The organism is Ignavibacteria bacterium, assembly GCA_016873775.1.
Lineage (GTDB): Bacteria > Bacteroidota > Ignavibacteria > UBA10030 > F1-140-MAGs086 > JAGXRH01.
In genome coordinates this window covers 1-21416 of the sequence record VGWC01000026.1, presented here as the reverse complement: position 1 = coordinate 21416, position 21416 = coordinate 1, and the positions used below count along the sequence as shown (strand labels likewise).

The 21416-nt window shown below is 40.2% G+C and carries 9 protein-coding genes; 5 read left to right on the top strand and 4 right to left on the bottom strand.

Annotated features, from left to right (window positions below; all coding sequences use genetic code 11):
- Window positions 1-135 precede the first annotated feature (135 nt).
- The 5 genes from miaB to FJ218_05370 all read left to right on the top strand — a co-directional run bounded on the left by miaB (window position 136) and on the right by FJ218_05370 (window position 7299).
- Window positions 136-1428 (top strand): tRNA (N6-isopentenyl adenosine(37)-C2)-methylthiotransferase MiaB, encoded by a 1293-nt coding sequence (gene miaB, locus FJ218_05390; GenBank protein ID MBM4166338.1) that lies wholly within the window; start codon window positions 136-138, stop codon window positions 1426-1428.
- A gap of 131 nt (window positions 1429-1559) precedes the next feature.
- The gene (locus FJ218_05385) at window positions 1560-2708 is read left to right on the top strand and encodes a sigma-54-dependent Fis family transcriptional regulator (GenBank protein ID MBM4166337.1); all 1149 of its coding nucleotides are present in this window, start codon (window positions 1560-1562) and stop codon (window positions 2706-2708) included.
- Window positions 2705-3277, top strand: a complete 573-nt coding sequence (locus FJ218_05380; GenBank protein ID MBM4166336.1) for a hypothetical protein — start codon at window positions 2705-2707, stop codon at window positions 3275-3277. The genes FJ218_05385 and FJ218_05380 overlap by 4 nt, the downstream gene beginning before the upstream one ends.
- 80 nt (window positions 3278-3357) lie before the next feature.
- Window positions 3358-4932 carry a glycosyltransferase gene (locus tag FJ218_05375; protein ID MBM4166335.1) on the top strand — a complete coding sequence of 525 codons (1575 nt, stop codon included), beginning with the start codon at window positions 3358-3360 and terminating at the stop codon, window positions 4930-4932.
- 30 nt (window positions 4933-4962) lie between these two features.
- Window positions 4963-7299 (top strand): methyltransferase domain-containing protein, encoded by a 2337-nt coding sequence (locus FJ218_05370; GenBank protein MBM4166334.1) that lies wholly within the window; start codon window positions 4963-4965, stop codon window positions 7297-7299.
- A gap of 457 nt (window positions 7300-7756) precedes the next feature.
- On the opposite strand, the gene FJ218_05365 is transcribed toward FJ218_05370, so the two are convergent.
- From FJ218_05365 to FJ218_05350, 4 genes are all read right to left on the bottom strand, one after another.
- Window positions 7757-12364 (bottom strand): T9SS type A sorting domain-containing protein, encoded by a 4608-nt coding sequence (locus tag FJ218_05365; GenBank protein MBM4166333.1) that lies wholly within the window; start codon window positions 12362-12364, stop codon window positions 7757-7759.
- Between the two features lie 69 nt (window positions 12365-12433).
- The gene (locus tag FJ218_05360) at window positions 12434-16342 is read right to left on the bottom strand and encodes a T9SS type A sorting domain-containing protein (protein ID MBM4166332.1); all 3909 of its coding nucleotides are present in this window, start codon (window positions 16340-16342) and stop codon (window positions 12434-12436) included.
- Between the two features lie 67 nt (window positions 16343-16409).
- The gene (locus tag FJ218_05355; GenBank protein ID MBM4166331.1) at window positions 16410-18818 is read right to left on the bottom strand and encodes a M20/M25/M40 family metallo-hydrolase; all 2409 of its coding nucleotides are present in this window, start codon (window positions 18816-18818) and stop codon (window positions 16410-16412) included.
- A 239-nt stretch (window positions 18819-19057) separates the two neighbouring features.
- A partial coding sequence (locus FJ218_05350; GenBank protein MBM4166330.1) for a cytochrome C biogenesis protein occupies window positions 19058-21416 on the bottom strand: 2359 nt, incomplete at its 5' end.

Genomic DNA, 21416 nt, shown 5'->3' with positions numbered 1-21416 from the left:
AATTAAAAAGAATTTACCAGCATTTCCTCGTTTTTTTGACTTTGTCCTTTTAAGTATCTTTTCACCCAAATTTTACAACCCGTGAACTCTCTTCAAAAGCAAAAACTTCTCTACGTCGAAACGTATGGTTGCCAAATGAATGTTGCCGATTCCGAAGTCGTGCAATCCGTGATGAACAACAACGGATTTGCAATGACGCAAACAATGGAAAACGCCGACGTTATTTTGGTGAACACGTGTTCCGTTCGTGATAATGCTGAGCAAAGAATCATTGGGCGATTGGGCGATTTTAAACATTACAAAAAGCAAAATCCGAAGGTCGTGATTGGCGTTCTCGGTTGTATGGCGGAACGTTTGCGCTCCAAAATGCTCGATGAAAATGTGCAGACAATCAATTCCGTTGTGGATATTGTCGTTGGTCCCGATGAATACAGAAAACTTCCGCAACTTGTCGAAGAAGCGTTTGAAGGTGAAAAAGGAATTGCTGTTCGACTTTCGCGCGTGGAAAATTACGACGACATTATTCCGTTTCGCGCTGATGGAATTTCTGCGTGGATTTCCGTGATGCGCGGTTGCGATAAGTTTTGCACATTTTGCGTTGTTCCGTTTACGCGCGGACGTGAGCGAAGCAGAACCGTTGCAAGCGTTGTGAATGAAGTGCGAGAACTTTCTGAACGTGGTTTCAAGGAAGTTTATTTGCTCGGACAAAACGTAAATTCATTTCTCGATTTGGAAACAGAAAAAGATTTTGCCGATTTACTTTCTGAAGTTGCAAATGTAGATAATACTGTTCGCGTTCGATTTACCACTTCTCATCCGCAAGATATGAGCGATAAATTGATTCGAACAATTGCCGAGAACGAAAATATTTGCAAGTTTATTCATTTACCGGTTCAAAGCGGTTCAGATAGAATTTTGGAAATGATGAATCGCACGTACGATAGCAACCATTATTTCAAACTCGTGGAAAAAATTCGCAAACAGATTCCACACACAAGTTTATCAACCGATATTATTGTTGGCTTTCCTACAGAAACGGAAGAAGACCATTTGCAAACGATTGCGATGATGAAAGAAATCGGTTACGACGGCGCGTTTATGTTCAATTATTCTCCGCGCGAAAATACGAAAGCATATAATTGGGAAGATGACGTTCCTTATGAAACAAAAACTCGCCGTTTGAATGAAATTATTGCAATGCAAAAAGAAATTTCGTTGCAGAAAAATCAACAACTTATCGGAACAACGGAAACAATTCTCGTTGAAGGCGAAAGCAAAAAATCTTCCGAAGAATTTTCCGGACGAACGGATGGAAACAAAACGGTAATTTTTCCGAAAGCAAATTTGAAAGCGGGAGATTATGTGAATGTAAAAATCGAGCGAGCGAATTCGGCCACGTTGTTTGGTTCGGTGGTGAGTGAATCATAGTTATTAAAAAAAAATAGAACACAGATTACACAGATGTAACGGATTATGGCGGATAAAAAAAATCAGTGAGAATCAGTTAAATCAGCGTCATCAGTGTTCTATAAAAAGTGTTGGATAACTACAAAATAGAAATGCAAAGAGAAGAATTTCAACAACAACACGGCATTATCGGCGAATCAACGGAGATACAAGAACTTGTTGATGTGATTCAGCAAGTTGCGCCGACAGAGCTTGCTGTGTTAATTACTGGTGAAAGCGGAACGGGAAAAGAAGTTGTTGCGAAAGCACTTCACAATTCGAGTCTGCGAAAAAATAAAACGCTTGTTTCTGTTAATGCCGGCGCAATTCCCGAAGGAATAATCGAGAGCGAATTATTCGGTCACGAAAAAGGCGCATTTACCGGAGCCAGTGAAACACGCAAAGGATATTTTGAACAAGCCGACGGCGGTACAATTTTCCTCGATGAGATTGGAGAAATGCCGCTTGCAACACAAGTAAAATTTTTGCGCGTGTTGGAATCGGGAGAGTTCACGCGCGTTGGTTCTGCCGTTCCGCGAAAGACAAACGTGCGCGTGATTGCGGCAACGAATAAAGATTTGGAATGGGAAGTTGAGCAAAAACATTTTCGCGCAGATTTATTTTATCGTTTGCGCTCGGTGAATATTCGCATTCCATCGCTTCGGCAACGCAGAGATGACATTCAGTTGTTAATGAATTTTTTTGCGAAGGAATTTTCCGAACAGAATAAAATTTCGTTTGAAGGATTTTCAGAAGATGCGATTGAGATTTTCAAAAGCGCAAACTGGAATGGAAATATCCGTGAATTGAAAAACGTAGTGCAAAGTATGCTCGTTGTGGAAAAAGGAAAACGCATTGAAGCCGAAGATGCACGAAAATATGTTCACGATGTTGTTTTTCGCAATGGACGAGAAAGAAATCTTCCTGTTTACACTGCGAAAACTGTCGAGCAAGCGGAACGTGAATTACTCTATCGTGCGTTGCTCGATTTGAAGGCGGGAATTATTGATTTGAAAACATTTCTTGAAGAGCGGCTCGGCGTTCCGACAAAAATTGTGAGCGATGATGGAAAATTGCTCGCGCCTGTGTATCCGGTGCAAAGCGGAAATAATGATGAAAATATTTCCCTTGAAGAAATGGAAAAGCGAATGATTCTTTCTGCATATGAAAAATATAAAGGCAGAAAAAATAAAATGGCGGATGCATTGGGAGTGAGTGAGAGAACGTTGTATCGGAAGTTGCGAGAGTTGGGAGTGGAATGAAACAGTTGCGAGTTAGGAGTTTCGAGTTTCAAGTTAATAAACTACGAATGACAAATAACAAATTACTAATAACAGTTATTGGTTATCTGTTATTGGTTATCGGTGTTTCACTATTTGAAAGTTGTTCGTATTCATTCACCGGAAGTTCAGTTCCACCGCATTTGAAAACGGTTGCGATTCCATTATTTAACGATGAAAGCGGATTTGGCGAACCGAATTTGCGAGAGAAGTTCACGAATAAACTCATCGAAAAAATTCTAAGCGATAACAGTTTGCAAGTCGGAGAGAAAGCAACGTCGGATGCTGAATTGCAGGGAAATATAACGGCAGTGAAAGATGAACCGGCTGTTGTAAATCCCGGCGAAACGGTTTCCAAACGAAAAGTAACAATAACAATTTCTGCATCGTTTTATGATAAAGTAAAAAAGAAAAAAATGTGGGAAAAAAGTTTTTCCGATTGGGGGAACTACGAAACGGGAAGTGGAATTGCCGAGCGCACAAATGCACTGAAAGAAGCAATGGAAAAAATTACGGAAAATATTTTGCTCGAAACTGTTTCGGGTTGGTAGAAATCAGTTAAGAGTGTAAAGTTAAAAGTTAAAAAATAAATTCAATCTAAAATCTTACTTCTCAATTCTAAAATAAGTTAATGGAAATAGCAACATTAGAAAACATAATTCTTGCGGGATATTTTATTTCGCTGTGCGTTTTGTTCGGTTTCGGCATCAGTGCGTTCACGATGGTGTATCATCATTTGAAACATCGCTACGACGAAGAGCCGGAATTAAACGATTTGAAAACGCAATTCGGCGATGAAACAAATTTTCCCGTTGTAACAATTCAACTTCCGTTGTATAACGAACTCTACGTTTCACAGCGCGTGATTGAAGCGTGTTGCAACATTTCCTATCCGAAAGAGAAATTAGAAATTCAAGTACTCGATGATTCCACCGATGAAACTACGCTTGTCGTATCTGAATCTGTATCAAAATATCAGCGATTGGGATTCGATATAAAACATATTCGTCGTGGTTCGCGTGAAGGATTTAAAGCCGGCGCGTTGAAATTTGGAATGGAAACTGCTCGCGGTGAATACATTGCAATCTTCGATGCGGATTTTGTTCCATACTCAGATTTTCTTGAACAAACGATTCCGTACTTTGAAAATGAAAAAATCGGAATGGTGCAAACACGCTGGGAACATTTGAACGGCGATAATTCACTGATTACAAAAATACAATCGCTTGCGCTTGATGGACATTTTATAATGGAACAAAACGTGCGCAACAAAGCGGGATATTTTATCAACTTCAACGGAACCGGCGGCGTGTGGAGAAAATCCTGCATTCTCGATGCTGGAAATTGGGAAGCAGATACCATCACGGAAGATTTGGATTTGAGTTATCGCGCGCAACTTCGCGGATGGAAATTTAAATTCTTGCCGTACGTAACCTCGCCGGCGGAACTACCTTCGGAAATTAACGCTCTCAAAGCGCAACAATTTCGCTGGACCAAAGGCGCAGTGGAAGTTGCAAGAAAAATGTTATGGAAAGTTTGGAAATCGGATATTCCATTCCACATCAAAGTTCACTCGACGTTTCATTTAACGAACAACATTGTTTTTCCGTTTATATTTCTCGCCGGATTATTCAATGTTCCAATTGTGTTTATCAAACATCAAGGCGGGTTTGAAACATACTTTCAAATTATGTCCATCTTCGTGCTTGCGTTTATCGGTTCGTTTCTTTTTTATATGCTTGCACAAAAAGAATTGTACACAGATTGGAGAAAACGTTTGCTTCTCTTTCCACTGTTTATGTCAGGAAGTATGGGCTTTGCCGTGAACAATACGCGTGCAGTGATTGAAGGATTATTCAAAAAGAAATCGGAGTTTGTGCGCACACCAAAATACAATCTTTCCAACACTTCTTCCGATAGACTTAAAAACCAGAATGTAGAGTTTGAATGGCTCAACAAAAAATACGTGCCACTGCATGTCTCATTGAGTGTCATATTCGAATCGCTGCTTGCTGTTTATTTTATTCTCGGAATTTTTATGTCACTCTACTTTGTAGAAATCGCTGCATTGCCGTTTCAATTATTGTTCTTCTCGGGATTCGGATTCACTTCGTACCTATCGCTTAAACATGCATGGCTTGCGCGTAAGGCACAAAAACATCGCATTGCAATTGAAGCGCAATCTCCGTTTGCAATCAAAAGTTAACGACAATCAATCATTCCTTTCTGAATTGTATTGAAATCGCATTCCCCTCTTAATTCTTCACTCAAACGTGCACAAGAGTTGTTCAGGAAAAAAAATATTCCCGAAGCGCAACGTATGTGTCAAGAACTTCTTACGCAAGAACCAACAAACGCTGAACTTCTTCATCTCGTTGGAACCATCGCTCTCTTTACCGGAAATACCGAAGCCGCTATAAAATATTTATCGCAAGCGTGCGCCGTTTCAAAACAAGCAAACTACTTTTGCGATTTAGGATACGCATTTCTGCAAATGGAAAAAGTGAATGAATCACTTCTTACGTACAGCGTTGCTATCCGTTTGAAACAAGATGATGCAAAAGCGTATGCGGGTTATGCAACTGCTCTTTTCGCACAACAAAAGCTGGAAGAAGCAAAACACTTTTGCGAGAAAGCATTTTCGTTCAACAAGAATCTTGCAGAGGCGCATTATGTTCAGGGAATGATATATTTTTTATCTGGAATAATTTCACAGTCGGAAACATCTCTACTTCGCGCAATATCAGCACAACCGCAATTCATCGATGCGCAACTTTTCTTGGGTGATGTGTACACAACTATCGGGAAAACCGGGCTTGCAAAAAAATGTTACGAGCGCGCGCTGCAATCAAATCCATACAACGTTCAGGCACGAAAACATCTTGCATTTTGTTACAAAAAAATTAACCGACTCCCCGATGCAATGCGTGTGCTGATTGAAGGGATAAACCTCGTTCGTCAGCGGCAACCATTACTTGTATCGCTTGCAGAAATTCTGAAAGAAGTAAAGTTCGAAACTATTCCCGATGGTTTGCGAAACATATTCATCGAAATGTGCAGTATTGACACGATTGATTTACAAGTTCTCACACGTCACGTGGTTCAGATATTAAAAACACAATACGCATTTCCTCGTTTGAATACAGTGCTTAGTTCATTCGACGCAAATGAAAAAAACAAATTCTATTCATTGATGTCAGAACCGGATGTACAACATTTCCTCAATGATGCGCTGGTGCTTGCTACGCTTCCACGAATGGTGTATTGCGATATCGAACTGGAAAATATTCTAACAACGTTGCGGTCAAGAATATTGTTTTCCTATAATACGAGTAATGCACACGATGAAAAGACTTCCTTTCCATTGTTGTTTGCCGCTCAACTTGCGTGTCATTGTTTTCTCAACGAATATGTTTTCTTTGTAACGGATGACGAAGAACAGCGCATTCAAACAATGAAACTATCCATTGAATCGCAACTATCGAATGAAACTTCAAATCCGCTTGCACTTGAACAAACACTTGTTGTTTATTCGTTGTATGCGCAACTTTCGACATTACAGCACCGAAAACGAATATGCAATGTAGAACTATCGCAATGGAATGCATTCGTGCAACGTATTATCCAAGAACAAATTATTAACTTTCACCAGGAGCAGGAACTTGCAGCAACCATTCCATCGCTTACAAAAATTGAAAACGAAATTTCTCTCCGTGTGCGCGAACAATACGAAGAAAACCCCTATCCCCGATGGAACAGTATCGTATTGAGTGCGCGGGAAAATTTTGAAATGTACTTACGAAGACGAATTCCCTTCGGAACGTTGCCTCAGTTTTCCCATCCCGTTTCCATTCTCATTGCAGGTTGCGGAACAGGACGCCATCCTATTCATTTAGCGTATAAAATCAACAACAGTTCGCTGATTGCGCTCGATTTAAGCAAAGCAAGTTTGAGTTACGCAAAACGAATGGCAGAACATTTTCACGTGCAGAACATTGCATTTCAACAAGCGGATATTCTTGAATTGCACGTACTCAACAAAAAATTCCCTTACATCGAAAGTGTTGGCGTACTCCATCATCTACACCAACCGCAAGAAGGTTTACGCGCGCTCACCAATATTCTTGAACACAACGGAATTATCAAACTCGGATTGTACAGTCAACAAGCGCGGCAACATCTTTCCATAGCAAAAGAATTGATGACTGCACACGGATTACAAGCAACGATTCACGATTTGCGCAAACTACGCCAATTTATAATACAACTTCCGACCAATGCACCGTTGCAAAAAGTAACAACGGCGTGGGATTTTTATTCTCTCAGTATGTGCCGCGATCTCTTGATGCACGTGCAAGAACATACATACACCATTCCCTCCTTGATTTCGCTTCTTGATGGTGCGGGTCTGCAATTTCTTTTTTTTGAAACAAGCGCAACAACAGCAAACGATTTTGCAACAATGTTTCCGCAAGAAGATGCGTTTTCCAAACTCACGAACTGGGAAAAATTTGAAGAACAATTTCCCGATACGTTCAAAGGAATGTATGTGTTTTGGTGTAAGAAAAAATAATAGTACGGCTCCTCGAAAAACTCCATTTGCGTTTATCTGCTATTCCTCATACTTTACCTTTGATTCCTTACGGAGTTTACAGTGAGCGAAGCGGAATCTGTTCGGAATGATAATTTTCCTTAGCGTTTTGCAAAGACTTCTTATACAAAAACATAAATACAACGAACAAAAAAGTATAATGTTTCAGTTGTATTGGTAACCAAAAAAATAGTGTAATAATCATTATGCCGAACTCTCGCATTCGACGGGAAGGTGTTTCAGTATCGTTAGAATTTCCTTGAAAAAACTATTATCACGAACTATATTCGGGGTAACGTTGCTTAGGTGATGGAATGAAACTTGTGAAATACGACCAAACAATTTTCGATAAGAATAAATAGAAACAAAAAACCCGTTCAAGAAATTTCTCAAACGGGTTTTATTATTTCGACTGAAATGTTGAAATATGGTGAACGTCTTATTTCAACAGCAACAGTTTCTTCGAATCTGCGAAGCGCACATTGCCGCTTTGCGTTACTTTCAACCTATAGAAATATATTCCGCTTGAAAGAGCGGTACTGGCATTCCACTCAACGTTATAGGTTCCTGCTTCAAAAATTCCGTCTGCAAGTGTTACAACTTCTTGTCCTAAAACATTGAAAACTTGCAGTGATATATTTGCTTGTTCCGGCAATCCGAAAGAAATTATCGTTGTGGGATTAAACGGATTCGGATGATTTTGGAACAATTGAAATCGCTTCGGAATGATGGAAAGAATTTCGTTCACACCAACTAATACTTCAAGATTCACTTGCGCCAAGAGTGTATCGGGGGAATTGCCTTGTACTTTTACACGTGCAGAAAAATTTCCCGGCATCATTCGCGCAGGATGTACACGAATATCAACTGCTTGACTATCGCCGGGAAGAATCGTTCCTTCCATTCTGCTTTGCGAGAGCCAGGGAATTTGGTCAGTGGTAAAAAGAATTGCAAGGTTATCGTGAACATAGTTCTGATTGAACGCAACTAATAAACCAACGCCTCCCGTTACATTTTCAATTCCTATCGTAGCAGAATTTAAAACTCCAGTCATTGATTGATATTGAAATTTCACATCGCCGTTTGCATTCAAAATCATTTGAAATGTTACGCGGCTACCGGCGTCATTTGCACGCGCAACATTCGTAAATTGCACGATGAACAAATGATTGACAGCATCCGCAAAATAATGCACTTCTCCGCCTGCTGTTTCCGGATTCAAATCTTCCCAGAAACCAAACAATGCATTATTGGGCGTGCCCGAAGAAGGAATTGAGGTGTTGGAAAATCCGATTGATGTTGTTCCGAAACCAAGAAAACCGTTTCCGGTAATGCGAACTTCGTTGTAATTCGTTCCATAAAATTTGAAATCGAAACCAAGGGGAAAAGGACCGGCGATACCATTGTTTGCAACCGATACTGCCGTTCCTAACGAGCGAATATCATACCATAAGAAATCGGGGCCACCGGGTTCATCGCTATCACGCCATACATATCCGAAGGCATCGGGACCTCCTTTTCCTTTCTTCGTATGTGTTGCTCCGTTTGCGATTTTTTCTTCAAGGAAATATCGAAGCGTATCGGAACCGGTGTTAAGAATATACATCTTTTTTCGCAACGTATCATTCGTCGCTTGCGATACAAAAGAAAACGTATTCGGGTGCAGAACAATTCTTGCAACACCATACGAAGAACCGTTGAGCAAAACATCAAGTCGGGGCGTAAATTGTGAATTGCTTTGAATAATAATTCTTCCCGTGTCAATTCCTGAAAGTGTTGGATGATAAGAAACAACAACATTGATGGAATTTCCTGTTGTTATTGTACCGTTCGAAGGTTGAACTGTATAATCGGAATTGGTTGTCGTCAGCGAAGATACGATTAACGTCGTCATTCCTCCATTGGTTACTTTCAATGTTTCTTTTCTTGTTTCAAAGAGAGGAACAGCGCCAAAATCGAACGAACTTTTGTTCACCAACAATAATGCCGAATCTGCAAACGCAATGCGTAGACTCGCAGGAATTTTCGTTGAACCGATTACGTCGGGATGAGTTGCCTCTAAAAATAAATTTGCCCTGTAAGTTGTATCAACGGAAAGCCCGCTTGCGTTAAACGTTACAGAAACATTTTGATCGGCGTGAGGAAGCAATGTTCCTGTTATCGGCACTTCCGATATCCAAATCGCATCGGGAGTAAAAAACCGAATTGCAAGTTCATTATGAAGATACGTTGCATTGTACGCAACTTGCAAACCGACGGTTCCCGTTTGGTTTTCGATACCAACGGTAGAACTGGTAAGCGTTCCTCCGCTGATACCCATTGCTAAATACTGAACAACGATTTCGCCGCTGGGTTTTAAAATATATTCGTACGAATACTCCGCAAGATTTCCATTGTATCGCTGAATATTCATCCATTGAATAACAAAATTCCCACTGTGCGTTCCGTAGTAAATCTTACTTGTTCCAACAATTTCCAAATCATCCCAAAAGCCGGCAACAAGATTATCTATTGAGCCGCCTGCCGTAGGTATTTGTGCGTTGGAATATGTATTGGAGGTAGGAATTTTAAACATCACAATTCCGTTCGATGAAAGGTATGCTGTGTTGAACGTACTTCCGTAGAATCCAAAAGGAAACGAAAGAGGAATCTGAACATATCCTTCATCTTGCCCGGAAAATGTTCCCGTCGGAATCCAAGTGCTGTTGGAATCCAACATAGTTCCTGTTGCAGAAATATCAATCCATTGAAATTCCGGACCATCGGGTTCATCGGAATCAATCCACTGATAACCAAATGCATCGGGACCGCCACGACCTTCGGGAGATGCGTAACCGGGACGCGTATCTTCTGTTCCTTTGGGAAATTCAATAGGAGAATATACACTGGAATTTTGTGAAATATTTTTTTTCTGAGAACGTTGTAGCGCGTTATCATCACTGATGCGAAATTGAACTGTGTCGTTTGTCGTGTTCGTCAGTTGCAACTGCTTCGAATGAATCTGTCCGATGGCAAGTGTATCACGAATGGCAATTGGAGTAAATTCTACAACATATCGCAGTAAGGTATTCAGTTGTGTTGTTTGATTTTCGTTCACTACAACATTGACATTGGAATACGTTGCAAACGGGGAAGGAGCATCTATTATTACTGTATACGTTCCTGTCGGTAGCGGAGTTGAATATAAACCGCTTATTGAATCTGTAATATCATTAATAACTGTTTGACCGGAAAAAATTACTTTCACGTTTGCTCGAATCGAATTGTTATCATTGTCGTACGTGTGAACTTGCAACGTCCCGCCAGGAGCAGGAGACATTACAATATTTTTTGTAACCGTATCATCAAGTAAAATTGTTACGGTATCTGTGAACGTAAGAAATCCGAATTTTTCTGCGCGAAGGGTGTATGTTGCGGAAGTAAGTGGCGTATCAATCCTTGCGGCAACAAGATATTTACCTTCAGCATTTGTGGAAGAAGAAATTTGTAAAATATCTTCAACAAAATCTACTTTTACTCCGTTGAGCGGATTTCCATTGCTCATAATTTCTCCTTCTACTTTTCCAATGTTTAAAGGCAATGCGAGATATGTTTTCCACACATCAATCATTCCTCTTCCAAACGTATTGTCTTCACCCGGTGTTCCCAAATCAACGGCGTTATTGTATAAATAATACTTCAATTCCGTCCCCGTCAAAAACGGCGCCGCTTGTCGAAGAAGCGCAATTGCTCCGCAAACGTGTGGCGCTGCCATTGATGTTCCATCCAAAAAACGATAACCGTTTGTTCCCGAAGATGAACGCACATTTACTCCTGGCGCAGAAACTTCCGGTTTTATTCGTAAGGAATCGGGTCCTGTACATACGGAAGGTCCACGACTTGAAAAACTTGCAATCGGGTAACCGGCAGTATTAGCGTCTAACGCGCCAACACTGAATATATTGACTGACGTTGTGAGACGATTCTTAGGCGGTGTAATTGTTGATGCACCGGGACCATTATTTCCTGCTGAAAAAACGACTGCTGTTCCCAATGCTTCAATTGCATCAATCACATCATAATATCCCGATGCTCCGCTACATTCGGTGGAAGAAACATTTGGGTCATACCATGAATTATTAATTGCATCCGGAACGTCATCCATCGTGTTGATGTTGCTATCGGGGTTTGCAGCCCATTGAAATGATGCAATGGAACGCGATGTATGCGGGCTTCCTCCAATTAGCGAATTTGAAGCAATCCAATTTGCGTCGGGAGCTACGCCAAGCGTGTCATTTACTGAATCGTAACGTCCGCACATAATTCCCATCGTGTGTGTTCCATGTTGTGAAGAACCGTCGCCGTCTGTTGGGAAAATAGTATGATTAGCAGGGTCAAACCACGCCCACGTTGGTAAAATTCCGGGAAGTGCGCCTCGCCATCGTGTTTTATACGCAAGATTGTTTCCTTCGACGCCCGTATCAATATTCATGACAATTCTTCCTAATCCGGTAATTCCGATTTCCCACAACTTGTGCGCATTAATTGCTCGAAGTCCTGGTTCACTTCCGCTGACTAGAGCGTCTGCGGGAGCAGAATTGAGCGGAAGGTCGCGTTGCAGAATACCATCGAGATACACTGTTTCGACTTCCGGTAATTGCGCAATTTCTTCTATTGTTTGTTGAATGGCGCTGACGACTACTAAATTGCGAATCCAAAATTGTTGAATATCGGAAAGAACGCCGTTTGTTTCGTGCGTGCGTAATTTCTGTACAAAATTTGGTTGCGTCCGTTCAGCGACTTCCTGCAATGCCGTAATAATCGTTCTGTAACGAACATCTACCGGTATCCGTTCGCCAGCGGAAACAGATTGCTGAAGTAGTTCTTCCATTGCTCTCAAATCTACTTGCTCACGCATATAGATGATAACAGAAACTTTTTCAACTGCGGAAGTTGATTTTAATTTCTCTGCAAGAAATGGGTCTATATTTCCTGCAAGAACTGAATACACATTGAATACGAATAATGAAAACACTAACAATGTTTTCCACGAATGATATGAGAACATAAATTTCCTCAATGTTAATATTATTGAAAAAAATGGAGCAATCGAAATTGCTTCCCGGTGAATAAAAAATTATTTGAGTACGACCATTTTCTTTATTTGTGCAAACGACTTAGTTCCATGTGTCGAAGTTGCTCCCATTCGATAAAAATATACTCCACTCGGAATTGCCGAAGTCGTGTTCCATTCAGCGCGATAATTTCCACTTTCAAGAACTTCATTGACAAGTGTTGTAATTTCTTGCCCAAGAATATTGAATATTTTCAATTCAACGTTTGCTTGTTCAGGCAATGAAAATGAAATATACGTTGAAGGATTAAATGGATTCGGATAGTTTTGTTCCAACACGAATGATGCTGGATGTATTTTCCCGAACTCCTTGATATCGTCAACGACTTCAAGTTTCACATCATCCAAATACAATGCTTGTCCATCATAATCCTGATGGTCGAACGCAAGAAATGCTGAACCTGAATAATTTCCGAGCGAGACTTTAAATTGCTTATAGACTGTCGAATAAATATTCGGATTGCCTGAATTCGTATCTCCCGTATAACATTTATACACCGTCGTAGTAAAACTTGAAGGTAAACTATCCGTTGTGGAAAGTTTGACCAATAATGTATCGGGAGGGTAAGCAAACGGATACGCGCGACGAACCCAGAATTTTAACGTGTTCGAGCCGCCGGTAAGATTGACTTTTTTCGTAATAAGCATTTTACTTCCCATCGAAATTGTCGTATCCGGCGATTGATGTTCGCAAAACGCAGCGCGATTTCCTGAACGCGCAGAAATCGTTGTCATACGCCATCCGGAATCACCTGTAACAACAACACTTTGCCATCCTGCAGGAGGAAATGATGCAACTTCAAATGTTTCGTTTAATCCAGAAAACGGTTCCGTATCTGGTGCTAAAAGAAATTCAATACCGTTTTCAATGAGTTTTTTTGCAACAAGGGAATCCGTTATCGAACCAACTGCGAGCATAGTAAAAATGATTTTTCCTGCGTTCAGATTTCCGGAGTTATTCCAAACGACAATACTTGCGTAATTCGGTTGCGCACTCCACGAACTTATTCGAACAGTTCCCGCATCATTGGGATGAACGCTCATCGCATCTTTATCTGCATATGTTGAACGAGCCGTAAAAGTAATCGGCGCAGAAATTTGATGCGGCGTTGTAAATATCGGGTGACTGGGAATTACAAACGTTACATCTCCTGCACTGTTATCAGCAATCCACGAACTATCGTGCAGAACTTGCTGACGAAACGGTTTATCCAATTCTGTCGTTTGATACCGAAAATCGTAACCGACTTCGCCACCTTCAATCCACACTTTTTTCCCTTGTTGAACGCGTGCAATCAACGCTTGGCGAACTTCTACGCGCCGCATTGGGTCAACGTTAATGCCGCTTGTTGTTACAACAATATCATAATCATCAAAAGTTGTTACGACGACTTCCCCGATTTTCTTGATATCAACAAGGTAACCGGATTCAGTAAGAGCAGTGTTGAAAAGATTGGAAGAACGACTTGATGATGTATTTTCAAAAACATAATTGAATCCTTTTTCTGTTTCTTTTTTCGAAAGCGAAGAAGTAGTATCGTCATCAACAACAAGTACTGTTCCCTTTGTTTGAATGAGAACAAATGTATGAAATCCCGTCGCTGGTGAAGTGGAAATATTTCCTGTTAGAGAAATATCTTTTGCCTGAACTTTATAAAAAATGGAATCGCCAACTTCAATGTCCGAAGTATCAATGTCGAAAACTCCTGCATATTGATTTCCTTGCTGATGAACAAGCGCGAACGAACCAGAAGTTGCTGGTGTGTTCACAAAATAATCTACCCAAACGGAATCCACGCCAAGATTATCTGTTACCTGTGCACTAACTTTTGCAGGCCATCGAATTATCCCCTGATTTCGTAATGGAAAATGCGTGATTGATGGTCGAATTGTATCGAAACCAACATAGAACTGATGAAATTGAATTGGCGCATTTGCCGGCGACGTTGCAGATGCTCCGCTCGAATCTTTGACAATGATGTAATACCGATATGTTGCCGATATTCCATTCCCAGGGATATCGCCAGCATATTCATTTTGATTTCCTGTGGGAAGAAGTTGCACGGAATCGGTGAACGAAGTTGTTCTTCCGTAAAAAACTTTTAGGGAACTTTGGGCAAGCGGAGAAACTCCTGGAAGTACAATTGCTTTTATAGTATATGGTCCATTCAAATCTTCAGTATCGACAAGTTTCGTATGATTGACTTGTGGAATGTATTCTGCGGGATTCACAAAATTCCGCGAACCAAAACGATTGACAATTTGCTGAAGATGCACACCACCGTATAAATCTCTATCAGCCTGAATTACCGCCTGAGCATTTTGACGCATTGTTGGACTTGTTGATAAATAATAGTGACTTTTCAAAACAAGTTTATCGGTAACTTCTCGACCAATATCCTTCCAAATAAGAAGAAGTACACTTGACCAAATTTGTCCCGCATCGTGTACTTGCCATCCACCAACTCCTCCTGCGGGATAAGGACGTGTATCAATGAGAGTTCTTCCAGCCCAAAATGTTCCCGATAACGAACTCGTAAAACCCGCATCCCACGTAAAAACTTTATCTCTGCTAATGTTGAACGTATCGTTGATTGCGCGTGAGTAACTTCCCGCCCAATAATCTCCGAATCCTTCACCAAGATGTCCTGCTTCATTTCCTCCCCATCCGGGACGCGTACCGTTATGAATCGCGTGTCCATATTCGTGCCAAATGACATCCAAATCTTCGCCATCATCAGAACCACCTTCTCCCCACGCAAGACGATTTGTTGACGGAATATAATGAGAATTGTCCGCTCCGCTTAAGCCATGGGGGTCGCATTCAATTGGTAGGTTTTGAATACTATCAAAGCCAAGCGATTGAATATACCGTTGACTTGAATCTATCCAAAAATATACCATCACGTCTTCAAATCCTTGTTGGGAACGTAAAAATTGAAATGAATCGGGATGTGCTGGCATTGGGAAAGTTTCTGTTGGCGATTCGAAATCCAATAATTTACAATGTGGTCCTTCAAGTTTATAGACACTCCCAGTAAAGGTTATATCCTGTAATGTTACAAGTTTTCGTTGAGCATTTAATTCCGGTGTATCTGCATCATTTCCGCTTGGGTCAACATATCCAGGAGTTCCGTAATATTGTCCCGAACTTGTCAACGGATCTGGATTCCAAATATATCCGCTCCCGGTTGCTTTTTTCTGAACGGAATGATGTTGGGATTTTTCATAAATTGCATTATCTCTCGAAGATACAATTGTACCGTTCGTTGCATTCACGAAAACTTCCCAGTCTCCCAACGGTTTTTCTGCAAAAATGGAAACACGATACGAAAGAATTGGCGTTTCATCTTCCGCATAAATCATCAACTCTGTTTTTGGCTCCGAAATAATTTTTCCTATAATATGTAAATGTTCTTTCGCAATGAGATATGCGTCTTCTGGGAAAAGACTCGGATTTGTTTCCACATCAAGATTGGGTTTGTAATTATTCGAAACAAACGTTACAACATTCTGATGATTGATGCTTACAACAACATCGCTTCTGAATACCGGAACAGTATGGACACTTTGAAAAAAACTCACATGTGATATTCCGAAATTTTCCTGCAAACGCACAGAAATCAAATCTGAAAGGTTTCTTTGCATTTGAAACATTCCGGAATTTTCCGAAAGAAACTGTCGTGCAATTTCAACTGCAGTTCCAGAATACGGACCAGCGTTGATATTCCATAATGCGCGTGGAATTCCCGTACGCGCATCTATTTCTGCGTTTTGTGTCGCATAAACATTTGACGGTTTTCCAAAATCTTGTTGACGAGGAATTCCTTTTTGAGGAACACTTGCATATAACGTTGTTGCGAACAATAATACTGCTGCAACGACTACGTTTGAACGAAATGAAGAATACATTGTGAATTTCTCAGTAAGATTAAATAAGAATAAAGTGAATTAAAATTGTTTTGAGAATCTCCGTTGGTTATTTCAACAGTAGTAATTTTTTCATCCATTCTCCCTGTGCCGTTTTCAATTGATAGAAATACACGCCGCTTGGTATTTTGCTTGCATCCCACAGAATATTATACGTTCCCTCAGGTAAGAATTTATGAACGACGGTTACAATTTCTTCCCCAAGAACATCATAAACTTTCAATGAAACAAACCCGGATTCTGAGATGTGAAATCTGAAATTCGTTGTCGGATTAAACGGATTCGGAAAATTTTGTTCCAAAGAAATTTCTTCCGGAAATGATTGAGAATTGTTTTTTACAATAACATACGTTGAATCGGGAAGATAATCAAGACGCACGGCATCAACATACCATCCGCGAAAACTTGTGAGCGCATCACTGGAAAATTTCCATACAAATTTTACTGAATCCGTTCCAAACGAACTTAGATTGAAACGTTCTTCTTTCCATTGAAATGCGTTTCCGGAAAACCCCGGCGCATTCAATGCATTCACATTGGTATATGAATATCCGCCTTGTGGAATCATTAATTGAAACGGATTTCCATTGACTGATATTTGCACATTTCCTCCGTCGTTGCCTGGTTCCGTACGAAAATAATGTTTGAACACAAGCACGGCGTTTCTCTTTTCCGAAAGTGAAATAAACGGTGTCTCCAATAGCGATGTTATATTGTTAGAATAATTTCCGTCGAGATTTGTTCCCCAAACGTTCAAACCCGTCGGTGATGGCGGAATATCCCCCGTTGTTGGATTTCCGAATTGCCAATCGTTGTTCGGAGAAAAATTTCCGCTGTCGCTTTCCTGCAAATGAAGAAGGAGCAACGATTGAAGCACACGAAATGGTATTGTTCCATTTTGTGGAAAGCGGGAAAGATTATGCCGCAGTGAATTATCACGTGCAAAAATTACGTACGAAATACTGTCGCCGGCAGAAATATTCCCACTCAAAAATCCGCGCCAATTGTTTTGCGAAACTTCTTCCATAGTATCCGTGAACGATTCATTGTTTTTTGTCCAATCTATATATGCGATGTGAATTCCGTTTTCATCGGAAATATTCGAAAATATTTGCAACGGAAAATCATACCATGAAACAGATGAAAGCGGCGTGTGAACAATGTTTGGGGAAATGGTGTCGGGAAGAATCTGAAACGAAAACGGATGGGAAGTATCTGAAGGGAGCAATGCAACTACGCTGTCTTCTCCAACAAAGTGAAAATAATATCGAATCGTTGTTCCGTAATTTTGCTTTGGAATACTTCCGCTGAAAAGAAGCGTATCGTTTTGCATTCCATCGTAGTTGACGTTCGAAAAATTATACGATGAATTGTTGATGGAATAATAAACTTTTGCAGAGGTAACGGAGGAAGAACTTCGAGCGTTCACGTTATAAGAATAATCATTCACCGTATCTTGCGAAGTTAGAAGCGGTGTATGAAATAACGAGAGAAATTTCTTTTTCACTCCCGCAAATGTAGCAACGCCTGCAACCGTTCCTTTACAAATTTCTTTTACATAATGCATATCAACATGCGAAAGCGAATCCGATTGCTGATGATAATGCGGCGTTTGAAAAAACTCGTAATAACCCGTGATAACATATCCAGCATTTTCAAACGGGATATAATCGCTGCCGAATGCGTTCGTAATTGTTGTTTGCAATGAAGAATACGTGCGTGTTAATGCGGCAAGCGAATCGGTGAACATTGCAGAAGCGGCATTATTTCCCGATGGATTGTTATCTATATCTTTTTCAACTTTTACGATGTTTGTCGGATTTTCACGAATGCCACCTACTTCATCAATATTAATGACAAGTTTCAATTGATGTTGTTGCGGAACGACAACTTGCTGCACATACGCATTGCTTCCCACAAGTCCTTGTTCTTCTGCAGAAAAGAAAATAAACCGAATGGTATAATCAAATTGTTTTGTTGATACAATTCGTGCGACTTCTAACGTTATTGCAGTTCCCGTTCCGTTATCATTGATTCCTGGACCGTTGACCGAATCGTAATGCCCACATAGAATAATAATGGAATCCGGAAACACATTGCCTGTTTTTGTTACAATAATATTTTGCAGTTGGTTTCCCGCTTGCGTGAATGTATGTTGTTGGATATCCGAATATCCGAAAGAAGTAACTTGTTGTATTAACCAATCGCGCGCTCGAGCAAGTGAATCTCTGCCGGTAGCATTTCCCGCGAAACGTGTTTTCAACGCTTCTAATCGTGTTAACGTTGAAACAATTTTGGAAGAATCAACTTGATTAACGAGGTCTTGAATAACTGGGTCAATAATAAGGCTATGCGTTTGTTCTTGGGTTGTTTGCACAACTGAAAATCTACTGTTTTTTTGAGTGCTGAATACAGATACAAACGCAAATACAAATATCAATACGTGAAGAAACTTCATTTCAAAAAAAATAAAAAAAACCGTACGTGTAAATATCCCGAATCGAAGAATTACAGACGTGGAATTAAAGTGAGCCTCAAAAAAAAGTGAAGAAAATAAACTCAATTTTCAGAACACTACCAATACATTACTCAATTTTCTTGAATTTTTCTTCGTTAAAGTTTTGGTAAGATTATACAACTTCATTGGAAAATCTGTTTGAAACACGAGGAAGAATACGGGGGAAAATTATTTTGTTCCTAACTTCTCGCCTCTTCCAATCTTCTAACAACAGAAATCAAAAATCCAAACATCATCATTATTGTTCCGAGCCAAACTAAATTGATATACGGTTTCACGCTTGCTTCAATGATGAGTACATCTTTTTGAGGAGTGTTCGATTCGCTATCGGTATGAGCTATGGAAATTTCAATGGAAGAATTTTCTTTGTTCTCTTTATCGGGAATCATTTTGCGAATTGTAAAACGATGTCCTGAAGAATGGTTTGCGGGAATAAATTTCGTTTCGCCGTTCACCATTTGAAAAAGCGGTTTGATATGTTCTATGATGCCATTCATTTCAACAAGAAAATCTGCACCAATTTGCACCTCGCGCGATTTCGTTACCATTTTCCCTTTTTCTTCGTCGCTGAAATCATAATCAACGAACGTAATTTTCATTCCGTCAATGGTTTTCATTTCGCCTTTTTTAAACGAATGAATTTCTTCTTTCGATTTGCTTTCAGGTGTTTCAAGCGATACTGGCGCAATGTAAAAATCCTGCATTACTTGATTGAGAATATCGGGAATACGCATCAATCCGTTTGTAAATTTACTGAAGTACATAACAGGTGAAACAATTTCAGTGTTTCCATCTTTTTCAACGCGAATATCAAACGAATATTGTTCTTGCTCCATCAATTGATATCCAAGATATGTGAGTTGATAATTGTTTAGCACGGAAAGCGTTTTTCCTTCCTCCAATGAAACTGTTTGTTTATCATCATATCGCGACGATGCAACAAATCCGATAAACATCAGTGCCATTCCGATATGTGCAACCGCTCCGCCTGAATATTTTGGATTTCCCTTTATGATACGAAAACCAACAATAATGTTCACAGCAAGCGCAAACGCAGAAAAGAAAAGGAACAACAAAATGAGCGCATCGTTCACTCCAACAACTATCATCGCAACAGTAAAAACCAAAGCAACGAACGACGGTGCAAACAAACTTTTCAGCAACGATGATGTCTGCGAATTTCTCCACCACAGTAATTGTCCAAATCCCATAAGTAATGCAATTCCAATTCCAAACGGAAGCGACGTTTTTGCATAATAGGAAATATCAATAGCAGATGTTTTTCCGGAAAGAATTGTCGTGATAATTGGCGATGACGTACCAACTAAAATAAATAACGCAGTGAACGATAGCAACGTTGCGCCAAGAAAAATAGCAAACTCGCGCGAAAGAAACGAATGTTCAACAGGAATTTTGGGCATTTCTTTATTTCGAAGAAACAGCAAACCAAAACCAAGCAATGCAAATAAAGTCAACACGCTCAATAAAATCCAGTACGCCCACATTCCAGGGTCAACAAACGAATGAACAGAAGTATCGCCAAGAACTCCGCTTCGCGTGAGAAATGTTGAATACAAGACAAGAACAAAACACAAAATACTGAGAACAAAATTCGTGCGGACGAACGAACCCATTTTTCGTTGCGACATCATTGTATGAACGGAAGCAAGTCCTACAAGCCAAGGAACAAGCGAAGAATTTTCTACCGGATCCCATCCCCAATATCCCCCCCAACCGAGAGTTTCGTACGCCCAATATCCGCCGAGAATTATGCCTAATCCTAAAATTCCGGTTCCAAAAACTGTCCACGGTTTCGCAACGCTAATCCACGCTTGATATTCTTTTCGTAATAATGCTGCAACCGCAAAAATGTACGGAACCGACATCGAAGAAAATCCGAAAAATAAAATTTGCGGATGTATCGCCATCCAGTAATTTTGCAACAGCGGATTCAATCCTTTTCCTTCCGTTGGATATTGCGCCCATATTCCTTTTACTTCGTCAAGCCACACAAAATTTCCTCCCGTTTGTGGAAGTGTTCCTGTATGAATTAAATCTTCCGGAAACGCATCCCAAATGTATGCGAACGGATTTTTCACAACGAGCATCAGCAACAAAAATCCTAAGATGAGATTGAACACAAGCATTACTTCAACTTCCCATCCTTTTCTTGACGAATAGCCAAGAAGAACAATGCCGATGATGGTTGTGTACAACGTCCAAAGCATAAAACTTCCTTCTTGTCCTGCGTAAAATGTGGATATGAGAAGATGCAACGGTAAATCTGTTGAACTATAATTCCAAACGTATGCATATTGAAACTGATGCGTAAGAATAAAGTACAACAGCAGAAACGAACTGACAAGAACGGAAATTGCGGAACCGTGAAAACTTATTCGAGCAAGTTGCAAGTGTTCGTCGGATTTTTTTCGAAACGAAATAAAATACGCCGTTGCAGAAATGAGGATGGAAATGAAACTGAAAATGATGAGCGAGCGACCAAGCATGGGAAAAGTGTAAATTGCAAGGTGCAAGTTA

Excerpts from the sequence above, each read along its gene's own strand:
- miaB (MBM4166338.1), top strand. The coding sequence starts at position 136 with ATGAATGTTGCCGATTCCGAAGTCGTGCAATCCGTGATGAACAACAAC.
- FJ218_05385 (MBM4166337.1), top strand. The coding sequence starts at position 1,560 with ATGCAAAGAGAAGAATTTCAACAACAACACGGCATTATCGGCGAATCA.
- FJ218_05380 (MBM4166336.1), top strand. The coding sequence starts at position 2,705 with ATGAAACAGTTGCGAGTTAGGAGTTTCGAGTTTCAAGTTAATAAACTA.
- FJ218_05375 (MBM4166335.1), top strand. The coding sequence starts at position 3,358 with ATGGAAATAGCAACATTAGAAAACATAATTCTTGCGGGATATTTTATT.
- FJ218_05365 (MBM4166333.1), bottom strand. The coding sequence starts at position 12,364 with ATGTTCTCATATCATTCGTGGAAAACATTGTTAGTGTTTTCATTATTC.
- FJ218_05360 (MBM4166332.1), bottom strand. The coding sequence starts at position 16,342 with ATGTATTCTTCATTTCGTTCAAACGTAGTCGTTGCAGCAGTATTATTG.
- FJ218_05355 (MBM4166331.1), bottom strand. The coding sequence starts at position 18,818 with ATGAAGTTTCTTCACGTATTGATATTTGTATTTGCGTTTGTATCTGTA.